Origin of the sequence: Vibrio sp. SCSIO 43132, from assembly GCF_019904195.1 — a bacterium.
In the GTDB taxonomy this organism is placed as follows: domain Bacteria; phylum Pseudomonadota; class Gammaproteobacteria; order Enterobacterales; family Vibrionaceae; genus Vibrio; species Vibrio nigripulchritudo.
Genome location: NZ_CP063200.1, coordinates 1,875,312 through 1,888,296, shown reverse-complemented (window position 1 = coordinate 1,888,296; position 12,985 = coordinate 1,875,312). Strand labels below are relative to the sequence as shown.

Genomic DNA, 12,985 nt, shown 5'->3' with positions numbered 1-12,985 from the left:
GGGGCTTACGGCTTTAAAGACACTGGAAAAGTGTTGAAGGAAAGGACGAGGAAATAAGATGCAAGTCTTGATCATTGATGATGACAATCAGTTTGCGGGAGCATTGGCAGATTACCTGGAACTGAAGGGCGTGGAATGTGATTTCGCTTACAACGGACAGAGCGGATTATCATTGGCGCTTCAAGGAGACAATGATGTCATCATTTTAGACGTAAATATGCCCAAGATGGATGGCTACGAAGTATGCCGAATGCTACGTGAAGCACGTGTCCAGACTCCGGTACTCATGATGACTGCTTACGATACGGTTGAAGATGAGCTGGAAGGGTTTCGTAGTGGCGTCGATGATTTTGTCGTTAAACCCTGCCCAATGCCCGTTGTTTGGGCAAGGCTTCAGGCTCTTTCCAAACGTACTCAACCAAATGTGTCCAGCAACCTGAAAATTGGCGACCTGGAGCTCGACCTGAATACGCAAGAGGCGTATCGAGCTGGTAAAAAACTCAAGATGACGCCAATTGGCTGGAAGATCCTTCATTACCTAGTGTTGCAAAGCCCGCGCGTTGTCCCACGACCAGAGCTTGAAAATGCCGTTTGGCCGGACGATCCCGTCGAGCCAGGCAATCTGAATGTTCAGCTTAGTAACCTGCGCAAAGTGCTGGATAAGCCTTTCGGTGCTCCTCTGCTGCATACCCGCATTAATGCTGGCATCCAGATTAAGGAACTGGAATGAAAGCCTACTCTATCTCACTGAAAAAAGATCTTATGCAGAAGCTGGTGCTATTCGGCTTCTTCCTTGTCATCGATATGATCATTATCGCCATGGTTCAGTATTCTCTGAGCCTGGAAAAAGTCTCGAATACAGCTGCGTGGATGGACGTTCGCGCTATGGTCAGGCATTTGGAAAAAGATCCGGATTCCAGTGTTACCACACTTTCTTCTACTAAAGCTTATCGCAACTGGGAAAGCCTGCCTCAACACATCAAAGAGACATTTGGTTCAGCCGACAAGGTCCATGTTGAAGATGAAACGTCAGTGATGAAAGAGATTAATGGTGAGGAATACCACATCTCCATCATGTCCCATTTACTGAATAATGGTGAATACGTCTATCTGGTGAGCCAGTATCCGGTCGAAGACATTGAGTGGTTGATTGAAGAATTTGCCAGCACCGTTATAGAGCAGAGTATATGGTCGCTCATTTGCTTCTCTGCAATCCTCGTTCTGGTGGCACTTTGGTGGATGCGAAGCATCGGTGCTCCATTTGTTCACCTTAACCGTTGGGCTTCGACCCTCGGTACGCCGAACGAAGAACCAAGACCAAAGTACCGTTTTACGGAGCTAAATGAGCTGGCAAAGCAGCTTGAAGATGCCATTGACCGAGTCAGTCGATTCAACGAACGTGAAACCCAGTTTTTACGCCACGCCAGCCACGAACTTCGCACTCCGCTCGCAATCATGCAGGCGTCGCTGGACACCATAGACGAACAAATTCCTCCTTCCCGCCCATTAAAGCGCGCCCGTTATGCGCTGGATAACATGCAGTCACTGACTCAGTCATTGCTTTGGCTGGCACGAGAGTCCGGTCAGCCTTTAGAGAAAATGGATCAGGATTTAAGGGGCTGTTGTGAACAGTTGGTGGAAGATCTCGGCTATTTAAGGCAGCAGAAATCCCTGTCTGTGAATGTTCAGGGGGAAAGCCAGCTAGATGCGAACCCTGACTTGCTGAAAATCGTGTTAAGTAACCTGATCCGTAATGCATTCCAGTACGCCGAACACGGCGAAGTCGGGATTGAAATCGCAGGCAAATCGGTGTGTATTTCGAATGCGGCAAACTATCAGGGAAGGCAGTCCAGCGGATTTGGGCTGGGTCTGGAGCTGGTTAAACGGATTTGTCAGACTCAGCTTTGGGGCTTTGACTTTGCTGCCAAAGACGGCATGGTGTATGTCACCGTTGAGTTTGAAAAACAAAAAGTTCTTAAAGCCTAGGGTCTGTTGACCTTTCGCGGTTAAATTTTGTTCGTGTTCTATGTGGTTTAATCGCGGCGCAAGGTCTTTAGCTTAGTCATTCTAAGCAAATACCTTGCAACAAAGAGTAAAGCGCATAGAACCGAACCCTTCGGGCAGCATTTGTGGCTCCTTTCTACTGTGTTACCGCTTATTGATGTAGGGCGACTACACCGAATAAGCGCTGCCTTGTATAAAGAATCCACAAATTGCTGCAAAAATCAGCTCGAAAGGTCAACAGACCCTAACTTCATTAGAAAGAAAAACGCGCTGAATATCAGCGCGTTTTTGTTTCCATCGGCAGTGTCTGTTCTCTAAAGAGAGGCTAGGGCACTACTTTCTTTTCCAGAATCTAAGGGTTTGGCAGATTTAATCGCTGATACCAACCCCTTCTCATCAAACGATGTTTTGTCTCGCCCGAACAGCGATGCCCTGAAGTTTTCGGCTTCTGTTAAAAGTGCTTCATCAGCGTGGTAGGTTTGTTTCCACACATTGAAAGCACGATCAAACGCAATACCATCTCTACTGCTGATTGCCCTTAGAAGGTCAGCCTCTGAACCAGAAGACTTTCTGGATGCCTTTTCATTTAAAGCAGGTTTTGATGTGCGTTTGGCTTTAACCAGCAGTGTCAGGGTGATTAACCAGAGCGTCGCAAACCCTGCTGTCAGATAAGGCCAAATGCCTCTGTCGGTTACAGTGACCGTTTCCACTGGGATCTCTGGCTGAATCATAGGGCTAACGGCAATGGCATCACCTTGCTCCACCATGATATTCATACTGGACGCGGTGGAGGTTCGCTCTTCACCATTAATGCTGTCCCACCAACGAATATTCACTTCTGGCAGAGTGAACTCGCCCGCTTCTTTAGCTATCAATACCTGCTTGAGCGTCATGATGATGTCGCCATCTTTGCCTTGTGAAAACTTAGGTGCTTCGTCATACACACGAATCTGATCTGGATAATCTATCTTCAGATTAGGCAATTGCTGCTGGCTGAGATTTTTCGCGCGTAGAACCAAAGTTCTCTGGATTGGTGTACCCACTTTAGCACTTAGAGTCGTTGCGTTGATACGCTCCCCATCTTCATCCTGCCATAGCTGATCCAGAGACAGTGAAGGCGTCGGCAACCACGCTCCCTGATACGAATCGGGCTTTGCGTTGACCTTTAATGCTATTGCCGGAGCACTCTTGTCTAGCTGAATCAGTCGAGTGCCACCGTTTCGGGCGCGTTCTACCAGTGCGCCAGTTAATCGCGGTGGATGAACGGTCAGCTGACCAGCACGCTCTGGGATCACGTAAAAAGACTGGTCCACAACCGTGGCTTCCACTCCGTCGATCACGCTTTGGTACTGGTTACTTTCTCCTTTCGGTTCGATTGACAGCCCTTCACCAAATGCTGATTCGATGTTGGTGTTTTGCAACCTTCTTAAGTCGGCTTTGATGATCAGCCTTGCGTGTAATTGAGTTCTTTCTCCTTCATACAGTTCGTCCTTATCCAGACTAGCCGTGAACTGAATGATGTCATCCTGAGTACGACCTTGTGTATTGTTGGTGACCTGAATGGCGATAGGGGCGGTTTTTGCCCCTTCAATTTCGAAGCTTGGGATGGTCAGAATGCCCGTTTTGGTGGCAGCAAGTGCGACTGTCCATTCACTGCTGACCGAAGAGCGTCCATTGATGTAACGCTGAGCGGAACTAAAACTTGGTCTTCCCATGTAGAAGTTGGGTTGCAGTACCGAGAAATCGACCGCGTTGTTTGATGCACGTGTATTAACGGCGACTTTCAATTGAAACACTTCATCTTTATTGACAGTTGTTCTGTTCACGGTCGCTGTCGCGACAGTGTTTGCCCACGCTGATGACACGGTGAACATGCTGATGAAAGCCAATGAGAAAAACCAACGAATTAATGACATTGTTTTGCGAATTACCATGTTTGCTCAGACCTCTGCGGTGCTGGGTTTTGCCTTTCCTGTAAAATCATTTGTGCGCGAAGTAAGTTGCCTGCGTCGCCCTGTTGCTGAATCTGTTCTAACTGTCGAATTTTCGGGTCGACCTGCTCTGCATTGTCCTGTTGGGACAACTGAGCTGGTGAACGCTCCTGACCTTCCTCTTCTGAAGACATTTCATCCGAATGCTCAGATTCATTCTGTTGCGGAGTGTTCTCCGACTCATCAGCTTTACTTTGCTCTTGCTGCTCTTGCTGCTCTTGCTGCTCTTTGGCGTCATTTTCCTGTTCTGAAGACGGTTGAGGATCGCTACTGCTTTCCTGCTGTTCATCTTGATTTTCAGGCGTGGACTGCTGCTCTGAGTTTTGTTGACTTTGTTGTGAGTCGCTTTGAGAATCCTGCTGTTGCTGTTGCTGTTGCTGTTGCTGTTGCTGTTGCTGTTGCTGTTGCTGTTGCTGTTGCTTGAGAGCGTCTTCAACAATTTTAAGGTTCTTCGCCGCGTCTTGATGCTCGGGGTCAGTTTTTAGAACGGATTGGTAACCATCGATGGCTTCTTGCAGCTCACCTTTTCTGGCGTAAGCATTGGCAAGGTTGTACTGAGCATCTGTTCCTTGGACGCCTTCCAAAGTTTCGATGGCTTTGTCATAGTTTCCTGCCTCATACCATGCAGCACCAGCCCATTCTTTTGACTGGAACTGCTCAGCAGCTTGTTCAAACTCTTTATTCTGAAAAGCTTGAAACGCTGCCTGATCGTCTGTTTGGAATGGCGCAGCTTCTGCTAGATTTGGTTGAGGTAATACAAAGATCATCAGGGAGAATATGAGTCCTTTGCGGAACAGAAACAGGCTAGCCAATACCAATACAGGCAACAGCCAGTAGCCATTGTTGATTCTGTCGCTCACTTCCTGCCCAAGTTCTTCCTGTGCTTCTGAGGCATTCACAGAGAGTCGGGCAATGGCTTCCACGTCTTTGCCATCGCCTCTGAGCGCAGAAAATACACCGCCAGTCTGACGAGCCAGATTCCGGAAACCAGAAAAGTCCGTTTTAGCGATGACTGTGTTGCCACTGGCTGATTTAAGCAATTCGCCCCCCGGAAGCTGAATAGGCGCACCTTGCTCAGTTCCGACTGCAATGGCAGACAGACGCCATTTTTCACCCAGAATCTCAGCGATGTCTTCTTGCTGACGTTGAGAAATTTCATCAGCGAGCAGTACGATGTCACCCGCCTGATGCCCCGCATCCGACATTAACTGAACCGCCAACTGGACGGCTGCTGTCACATTACTTCCTTGAGTTGGCATGATTTCAGGAGAAAGGTCTGGAATCAGGCTGGCAAGTGTACTGCTGTCTGTGGTTAATGGGCTAATAGTGTATGCCCCTCCAGCAAACGCGACTAAGCCGGTGCTGCCTTCCGTCCAAAGTGGAAGTAAGTCCAGCGCTTTGAATTTCAATTGCTGCAATCGGTTTGGCTTGATGTCGTTTGCATACAAAGAACGCGACATATCCATAACCAGCACTCGGGCGTGGCTGACATTGAATGCCGGTCGGGTTTGCTTTTCGAAGCTAGGCCCGGAAAGGGCGATACAACTCACTACCCAGAATCCCAGCCAGAATAGATGAAAATAGTGTTTTCTTTTTTGACTTACACCCAATGCCTGAACTAGGTGTGGGGCAATAAGCCCTTTTGAGTCAGAACCCGCTTTTAACCACAATGCAATCACAAGGGCAGGTAAAATACCGAGCAGCCATAGTGGGTTCATCAGTTGGAAATCAGCCATGGTTTCTCCTTAGCGCTGCGAGAACCAGTGAAATGAACAGAGAAAATATCAGAGGTAGCCAAAACCATTCTGCTCTTGGTCGCCATGTCTGGCTGGCACTGGAGACGGGTTCTAATGCATTGATGGTATCGTAAATGGTTGCTAGCTCCTGACTGTCTCTTGCCCGAAAGTATTGCCCGCCCGTCATGTCGGCAATCTGGATCAGCGTTTTCTCATCCAGATCCTCTGCTGTGTTGACCACACGTTCAAACAAGAAGTCTTTCACCACCATTTCGCCCGCACCCACACCCACGGTGTAGATGGTCGCGTTGTACTCTTTGGCAATGTTTGCCGCTTCAATGGGGTCGATCAAACCTGCGGTATTACTGCCATCACTCAGCAGTACCATCACCCGTTGTGGGGCGTCGCTATCAATGAAGGTTTTCGTGGCTAAACCAATTCCATCACCAATAGCCGTTTTTGTGCCTATCAACTTAAGTACAGTACGATCCAATTGCGACTTTACCGCTTGTCTGTCGAGGGTGAGGGGTGTTTGCAGATAAGCATGATCGGCAAACAGAACCAGACCTAAACGATCGCCTTTTCGTTTGGTGACGAAGTCTCCCACCACTTGCTTTACCGCACTCAGGCGGTCGATGTAGTCCCCGTCTTTCTGCATGTCTTCCTGGCTCATTGAGTAAGAAAGATCCACAACCAACATCATGTCGCGATGTTCAGGAAAATATTCGACGGGGTCGCCAAGCCAGACTGGGCGCGCAGTGGCAGTTACAAGACTAAGCCACATGAGTAATAAAAGGATCCGCTGACCGCTTCGGTTGGGTGTATTACCTAACTGAGTATCCGGCACGCTGGGTAGCTGGATTGCCTGAGGTTCCTGTGCTTTAGGGGCTAAAAAGTAAACCAGAGCAGGTAAAGGCAAAAGCAAAAATGCCCAAAGCCATTCAAAATCAATCATGACTTCACCTTCTTCAAGTTCACTTTAGACCGAGGAGGCAATGCCTGTTTGATCCATTTTTCTGCTTCCTTTAATAGTTCCTGAGAGGGCTCTCCAGAGGCATAGAGTGCGTTGTTCCATTGTTCTGATTTTTCCGCAAAGCGAGACTGACCGTTTTGCGCATCCAAAAACTCGTACCAAGCCTCTCCAGTGAGCGGTGCGACCTGCTCTCGGGGGAAATAGCTGAGCGCAGCTTGTCTGACGATATTCATCGATTCAGACGCCGATGTAATATTTTTAATTTGTTTAAGTGCTTCGCGCTTTGCACGGACTTTTTTTTGGTACTTCTGAAAGAAATAGACACCGAGCACTAATGCGATAACAACAGCCGCAATGAGTGCCCACCATCCCCAGGCAAGTGGCCAGATGCCGGGTTCCTGAGGAAGATGAATGGGTGCCAGAGGAAGAGATTGAGTACTGCCTTGCATTCTAACCTCTGTGTAGTTGTTCCATTAGGCTTTCCCCACATGAAATGTGGCTGAAATGAATGCCTAACTTGTTAAAGCCTGATTTCAGTTTTTCTGAGCGGGACTCAAAATCTTGCTGAAAACTTTGTTTGGTTTTGGAAGATGAAAAATCGACCCACCGACTGCGCCTGCCATCGCTAACAGCGTTTTGCCCCTTGTAGTGAGTGACGCCTTGTTCCAACGGGTCAAAGATCTGAATCGCCCGGATGCGGTTGTGCTGAACGATTTGACTCAGACGAACAAATTCATCATCTTCAAATGAAAGGAAATCACTCAACAATACGATATCGCTGCCCTTTGGGCACAAGCGATGCAGTGCTTCCAGCGAGGTTGTCCATCCAAGCCCTTCACGTTTCTCTTCGGTTGACTGCAACGATTCATTATGTGTATTGATCAGCGAATCCAATACATTCAGAACCCCTTTCGCACGGGCGGTTGGCTTGATATCAATCATCTTGTGACCGTCATAAATCACAGCGCCCAGGCGGTCGCCGCTTTGAACCGAAAGCCAGCCAATCAGGCTTGCAAGATGTGCAGCCTGCACAGACTTTAAAAGGAGGGAAGAGCCAAAACGCATACTGCTGCTCAGGTCAATAAACAGGATGACAGGCTGCTCTCTTTCCTCTTCGAAAAGTTTGGTGTGTACTTTTCCTGTACGTGCCGTTACCCGCCAGTCGATAGAGCGAATGTCATCGCCAGCCTGATATTGTCTGACTTCGGCGAAATTCATTCCTCGCCCTTTCGCCCGGCTTTGATGGCTTCCGCTCAGTTGTGACCACAAGCTTTTGGCAGGAGGAAGCCATTTGCTGGTCTGGCTTTTGTAGTAGAGCAGTTCTTCAATAGAAAGAAATGCACCATTGGAGTAAGGTGGCAATTGCGACATGGTTCCCCCTACGCGCTGCCAACCAGAGAGAGTAAGGTTTTCACCGCATGGTTCGCTGTGATGCCTTGTGCCTGAGCCGAGTAACTCAGCAGCATTCGGTGGCGGAGTACAGGGTAAGCCATCACCTGAACATCTTCCGGCGTTACAAAATCGCGACCACTTAACCAGGCGTGTGCTCTGGCTGCGCGATCAAGCGCGATCGTTGCGCGAGGACTCACCCCCATTTCAAGCCAGTTGGCAAGTTCATCGCTGTAAGTCTCTGGTTGTCTTGTCGCCATGATCAAACGAATGATGTATTGCTCGATAGACTCATCCATGTGCAGCGACAGAGCGTCGTTTCGGGCTGCAAAAATGTCTGCCTGACTGATCTTAACGGGCTGAGCGGTTTCATGATTTAGCGCTTCGCCTCGGTTCAGACGCAAAATAGCCAGTTCGCTCTCGGCATCCGGGTAATCGACTTCAAGGTGAAGCAGGAATCGGTCAAGTTGCGCTTCTGGCAACGGATAGGTGCCTTCCTGTTCAATCGGGTTCTGCGTAGCAATTACCAGGAACAAATCAGGCAGTGCGTAGGTTTTACTGCCAGCAGTGACCTGACCTTCCGCCATTGCTTCAAGCATTGCTGCCTGTACTTTTGCAGGAGCACGGTTGATTTCATCAGCCAGAATTAAGGAGTGGAAAATGGGTCCCTTCTGGAAACTAAACGTACCGGTTTCCGGGCGATAGATATCGGTTCCGGTTAAGTCTGCTGGCAACAAATCAGGGGTGAACTGAACTCGGTGGAAGTCGCTTTCAATGCAGTCTGCCAGGCATTTTACTGCTCTGGTTTTGGCAAGACCGGGTGGTCCTTCAACCAAAATGTGACCATCTGCCAGTAATGCAACAAGTATTTGCTTAATCAGCTCATTTTGACCAATGACTTGCGAATTTAAATGTGCCTGCAATTGCTGAAATAAGTTCATTTGCATGTCTAAAAGGGCTCCAGTTAACAACTTTGTCGACAAATCCGACTAACAAAAATGAAAAAAGTTCAGCAACAAGATATTGGTTCGTTTAGAAAAATCAAGATTAAAGGCATCGATTCATAAAACGCTTACAAGTAAATTGTAAAAATGTCAGTAAAGGTTCTGTATAATCTGCCGATACGTTACAAACTGTTACCTACTTCAGCCTAACTTTGATTGACAAAAAAAGAACGTTGAAGACTCCTCCTACCCCTAGTTTTAAATAAGGCAAATCTTATGATCGGCTCTCTCTCTATGAGCATTAAACAAAAGATCGTTATTGGTATGGCTTTCGCAGTGCTAGCTTCTACCAGTATCGTTGGCTTTATGGCTCAAAACCAAGCACGTGATGTATTAGAACATCGTCTGGTTCAAATTGAACTTCCTTCCATGCTGAACCTAGTCAGCTCAGAAGTGGATCAGGAAGTCTCTCAGCTTCTTAACGCTGCTGAGCAGATTGCTAACAACACATTCATTCAACAGGCAGTCAGTACAACAGACCGCGATCCGGCAACAGAAAAAATGCTGGTAGAACAATTAAATAATGTTCGCACTCAGTACAATTTGAATGACGCGTCGGTTGCAAACCGTGAATCCGCGTATTACTGGAACCAGAATGGGTTCCTGCGTCAGTTAAATCGTCAACAGGATGGCTGGTTCTTCGGGTTTACTTCTTCTGGTCAGGAAACCATGGTGAGCGTATTTACTGAAGCAAATGGTGAAGTGAAAATGTTTGCCAACTATCAGATCACCAGCGGTAAAACCATGTCTGGCTTATCTAAGTCTCTGAACGACATGGTTTCTCTTCTTAACAGTTTCCAGATTGAACAGTCCGGTTTTGTTTTTCTGACTGACTCTCAGGGTAAGGTTCAGATTCATAAGCAATCTTCGAAAACTAATACCAACCTTTCTGGAATCTACGGTTCTGAAGCTTCTCAACTACTGAATAAATCTGGCTATAACATTGTTCGCTCTCAATACGACGGTGTAGACGTTTTTGTTGTTAGCCAGTACGTACCTTCAATGGACTGGTTTATCGTCGCGCAGGTGCCGGTAGATGAAGTATTTGCGGAACTTGATTCTACAGCACAGAAGATGATGATTACGACGCTAGTCGTTGCGCTGATCTTCGTAGCATTAAGCTTGATTCTGGCGGGCAGCATTACTAAGCCTATTAATGTGATAGCAGAGCGTTTCCGTCAGTTAGGTGAAGGTGACGGCGATTTGGCTCAGCGCATTGAAATTAATGGTAAAGATGAAATCGCTAAGCTGTCTCAGGGCTTTAACGGGTTCATTGAAAAAATCCATAATTCTGTAAAAGAAGTGGCAGAAACCAGTAATGCGCTTCAGATTGCGGCAGAGGGTGTCGCCGAGAAATCGCACATTACCCATGACAATAGTCAGAATCAGCGCGATCAGACCATTCAGGTGGTGACGGCGATCAATGAGATGGGCGCTACCATCAGTGAGATCGCTTCAAATGCAGCAACAGCCGCAGAGACCGCAAGTGGCGCTGAATCAAACACTGAAGATGGCCGAGGCGTTGTTTTCCGTGCCAAAGACGCAATCAGCCGCTTAGCATCGGACATTGAGCACATTGGTGGTGTTGTACAGAAACTGGCAGGCACGACACAGGACATTGGTTCTATTCTGGATGTGATTCGAGACATTTCAGAGCAAACAAACTTGTTGGCATTGAACGCCGCAATCGAAGCAGCGCGCGCAGGTGAGCAAGGTCGTGGATTTGCTGTTGTTGCAGACGAAGTCCGAAACCTGGCAAGCCGCACTGCGGATTCAACAGAAGAAATCCAGAAGATGATTAATCAGCTTCAGGCCGACGCACAAGATGCTGTGTCTGCAATGGAAGCCGGACAGGCGGTGACCATGGAAGGGGTAGAATCTACCGATCAGGCTGTGGAAGTTCTGGGATTAATTTCTGAAAGCATCAGCGACATTTCAGACAGAAATACTCAGGTTGCAACGGCGACAGAAGAGCAGTCTACCGTGGTGCACACCATTAACGAGAACATTGAGGAAATCAATTCCATCAATGAGCTGACAACGAATACAGCACAAGAGTTAGCAGATGCCAGTGCCGAGCTTCAGTCACTCTCTAAACGTCTGGACGCGATGGTGGGTAACTTTAAACTTTAAGAATCTGGGGCACTGGTTGTGCCTCGTTTCTTCTGGTTCATGTGCTGAAACTGGAATCTTAAGGCAACTTGAGTATAAAATTACGGAAGTGATTTTGTAAGGTAAAGCGTTATGAGTGATTTTGAAAAAGAACTAGAAGCCATCTCAGAAGAGATGAACAGTGAGCCAGAAGTGAAGCTACCTTCTATCGAAGAGCAGCGTGAGATCGTGGCAAAACTGAAAGAACTGGAAGCCCGCGGAGAGTTGACTCCTGAAATCATGGAAGAATATTTTGGGAAATTTGCTGAGAAGGGTGCCACCCCAATTCACTAAATTTCTTTTATTAGAGATCATATAAGACATCAAAGCGCCTGTTAGGGCGCTTTTTTATTGCCTAGTAAACAAGACCTTAAATTCGGTACTGACTTTTCTGTCGGAAGCGACGTCACTCATTCGAAATTTTTGACAATGATTATTGAGATACATATCAATATAATTTAATCGGGCAGTAGTTTGTAAACCTTATTTATTTTACAAGAAGATGTGCGCCAAAATAAAAAGTTTGGCGTGATTCAGTCGCAAATAAATACACACACTTAGTGATATTACTCACTTTATTATTGAGTTCTCCATTCGATAAAATTAAGCAAACAGAATTCTCAAATAAAAGATTAAGATTGTCTCAATTGTGAGATTTCTTTTGAATCAATTGGTTAGATAGGCTATTGATACGCATTCTGTTGTATTTGAAGTGCGTGCCTTGACAACGAAAAATATATTAATAACGTATAGAGCTCAATCAGATTGGCATAATAAATATAAGGAACACCGTTGTGTTTACCCTAATAACAAATAACACAATGCAATCGCAGCTGCTTAAGCGATCTTTGGAAGAATCTCTCCATATTTATATGGAAACGCTTCAATTAAAGTCGATATTGGAAAACGAAGATATTCATCTTTCTCTCCCTTCTGATAGCTTCGTTGTCATTGACATGAGCGTAATTTGTGATGAATTCTTATCCAAGTACCTGAAATACAAAAAGCGACACTTCCCTCAATGCCAAGAGGTATTGCTGAATTGTGAAAAGGAATTGGAATACAAATCGCTGATGAATTGGCCAAATCTGGTCGGTGTTTTTTATTTAGACGATTCAATAGACACCTTATCAAAAGGTATTAATGCTATTCAGAATGGCGATATGTGGTTGAGCCGCAAGCTCGCCCAGGAATACATTGTTTATTATCGCCAGCGTCAGACCAATACCACAAACGACCTTTATTCAAAGCTCACACGGCGCGAACAGCAAATTATTCGCCACTTAGCGAAAGGTGCGACCAACACAGAAATTGCGGACAAGCTTTTTGTTAGTGAGAATACGGTGAAAACCCATCTCCATAATCTGTTTAAGAAAATTCACGCAAAGAATCGACTTCAGGCTCTTATTTGGGCAAAGGAAAACATCAGCCAGGAAGAGCTGGTTTAACTCATTTAAATTTCGCCGAACCAAGTATCTTGAGGATACTTGAGTATATATGGTCTACGCTTTTCTATAGGAAGTCCGCTGGGGGAGCGAGAGTATGGCAGACAATGAAGACAAGCCCGAAAGCTTGCGAAACAGAGAAGCTATGGTTGATGACCTGCATGAAGAAACCTGGGTTGAGAAGATTGAATCACTTATTCTGCACTTAGAGCAGTCCAATCAGGCCCTTCACAAAGAGGTGTTTGAACGCATAAAGTGGACAGACGGTATTAACTGATCTTTGTTCAAAAAA

12 protein-coding genes are annotated in these 12,985 nt (G+C 46.6%); 6 read left to right on the top strand and 6 right to left on the bottom strand.

Annotated elements, in window-relative coordinates; genetic code table 11:
* The first annotated feature begins 58 nt into the window (after positions 1 to 58).
* The gene (locus INR79_RS26745; protein ID WP_004399340.1) at positions 59 to 730 is read left to right on the top strand and encodes a response regulator transcription factor; all 672 of its coding nucleotides are present in this window, start codon (positions 59 to 61) and stop codon (positions 728 to 730) included.
* Positions 727 to 1,986 (top strand): sensor histidine kinase, encoded by a 1,260-nt coding sequence (locus tag INR79_RS26740; RefSeq protein WP_022561809.1) that lies wholly within the window; start codon positions 727 to 729, stop codon positions 1,984 to 1,986. Before INR79_RS26745 ends, INR79_RS26740 begins: the two co-directional genes overlap by 4 nt.
* 332 nt (positions 1,987 to 2,318) lie before the next feature.
* Here INR79_RS26740 and INR79_RS26735 read toward each other — a convergent pair whose 3' ends face one another.
* From INR79_RS26735 to INR79_RS26710, 6 genes are read right to left on the bottom strand one after another with little or no spacing between them, the layout of a single operon-like run.
* A complete protein-coding gene (locus INR79_RS26735) occupies positions 2,319 to 3,920 on the bottom strand; it encodes a BatD family protein (protein WP_223097901.1) in 1,602 nt (533 codons plus the stop codon).
* 11 nt (positions 3,921 to 3,931) lie between these two features.
* Complete coding sequence (locus tag INR79_RS26730; RefSeq protein ID WP_223097893.1) at positions 3,932 to 5,731, bottom strand: vWA domain-containing protein; 1,800 nt, start codon at positions 5,729 to 5,731, stop codon at positions 3,932 to 3,934.
* A complete protein-coding gene (locus tag INR79_RS26725; RefSeq protein WP_223097892.1) occupies positions 5,724 to 6,686 on the bottom strand; it encodes a vWA domain-containing protein in 963 nt (320 codons plus the stop codon). Before INR79_RS26725 ends, INR79_RS26730 begins: the two co-directional genes overlap by 8 nt.
* Complete coding sequence (locus tag INR79_RS26720; protein ID WP_223097887.1) at positions 6,683 to 7,153, bottom strand: DUF4381 domain-containing protein; 471 nt, start codon at positions 7,151 to 7,153, stop codon at positions 6,683 to 6,685. The genes INR79_RS26725 and INR79_RS26720 overlap by 4 nt, the downstream gene beginning before the upstream one ends.
* A 1-nt stretch (position 7,154) precedes the next feature.
* Positions 7,155 to 8,075, bottom strand: coding sequence for a DUF58 domain-containing protein (locus INR79_RS26715; protein WP_223097885.1), 921 nt, complete (start codon positions 8,073 to 8,075; stop codon positions 7,155 to 7,157).
* 8 nt (positions 8,076 to 8,083) lie between these two features.
* Positions 8,084 to 9,040: an AAA family ATPase gene (locus INR79_RS26710; protein ID WP_045964877.1), complete on the bottom strand. Its 957-nt coding sequence runs from the start codon at positions 9,038 to 9,040 to the stop codon at positions 8,084 to 8,086.
* 273 nt (positions 9,041 to 9,313) lie between these two features.
* Between INR79_RS26710 and INR79_RS26705 the strand changes: the two genes are divergently transcribed.
* The 4 genes from INR79_RS26705 to INR79_RS26690 all read left to right on the top strand — a co-directional run bounded on the left by INR79_RS26705 (position 9,314) and on the right by INR79_RS26690 (position 12,970).
* On the top strand, positions 9,314 to 11,230 hold the full coding sequence (locus tag INR79_RS26705; protein WP_223097884.1) for a methyl-accepting chemotaxis protein: 1,917 nt from the start codon (positions 9,314 to 9,316) through the stop codon (positions 11,228 to 11,230).
* A 111-nt stretch (positions 11,231 to 11,341) separates the two neighbouring features.
* Positions 11,342 to 11,542 carry a hypothetical protein gene (locus tag INR79_RS26700; RefSeq protein ID WP_004399959.1) on the top strand — a complete coding sequence of 67 codons (201 nt, stop codon included), beginning with the start codon at positions 11,342 to 11,344 and terminating at the stop codon, positions 11,540 to 11,542.
* A gap of 500 nt (positions 11,543 to 12,042) precedes the next feature.
* Positions 12,043 to 12,696, top strand: a complete 654-nt coding sequence (locus INR79_RS26695; protein WP_410482907.1) for a LuxR C-terminal-related transcriptional regulator — start codon at positions 12,043 to 12,045, stop codon at positions 12,694 to 12,696.
* A gap of 94 nt (positions 12,697 to 12,790) precedes the next feature.
* A complete protein-coding gene (locus INR79_RS26690; protein WP_223097880.1) occupies positions 12,791 to 12,970 on the top strand; it encodes a hypothetical protein in 180 nt (59 codons plus the stop codon).
* The last annotated feature ends 15 nt before the right edge of the window (positions 12,971 to 12,985 follow it).

Bases quoted from the DNA above. Each gene is read 5' to 3' on its own strand.
- INR79_RS26745 (WP_004399340.1), top strand. From the start codon at position 59: ATGCAAGTCTTGATCATTGATGATGACAATCAGTTTGCGGGAGCATTG.
- INR79_RS26740 (WP_022561809.1), top strand. From the start codon at position 727: ATGAAAGCCTACTCTATCTCACTGAAAAAAGATCTTATGCAGAAGCTG.
- INR79_RS26735 (WP_223097901.1), bottom strand. From the start codon at position 3,920: ATGTCATTAATTCGTTGGTTTTTCTCATTGGCTTTCATCAGCATGTTC.
- INR79_RS26730 (WP_223097893.1), bottom strand. From the start codon at position 5,731: ATGGCTGATTTCCAACTGATGAACCCACTATGGCTGCTCGGTATTTTA.
- INR79_RS26725 (WP_223097892.1), bottom strand. From the start codon at position 6,686: ATGATTGATTTTGAATGGCTTTGGGCATTTTTGCTTTTGCCTTTACCT.
- INR79_RS26720 (WP_223097887.1), bottom strand. From the start codon at position 7,153: ATGCAAGGCAGTACTCAATCTCTTCCTCTGGCACCCATTCATCTTCCT.
- INR79_RS26715 (WP_223097885.1), bottom strand. From the start codon at position 8,075: ATGTCGCAATTGCCACCTTACTCCAATGGTGCATTTCTTTCTATTGAA.
- INR79_RS26710 (WP_045964877.1), bottom strand. From the start codon at position 9,040: ATGCAAATGAACTTATTTCAGCAATTGCAGGCACATTTAAATTCGCAA.
- INR79_RS26705 (WP_223097884.1), top strand. From the start codon at position 9,314: ATGATCGGCTCTCTCTCTATGAGCATTAAACAAAAGATCGTTATTGGT.
- INR79_RS26700 (WP_004399959.1), top strand. From the start codon at position 11,342: ATGAGTGATTTTGAAAAAGAACTAGAAGCCATCTCAGAAGAGATGAAC.
- INR79_RS26690 (WP_223097880.1), top strand. From the start codon at position 12,791: ATGGCAGACAATGAAGACAAGCCCGAAAGCTTGCGAAACAGAGAAGCT.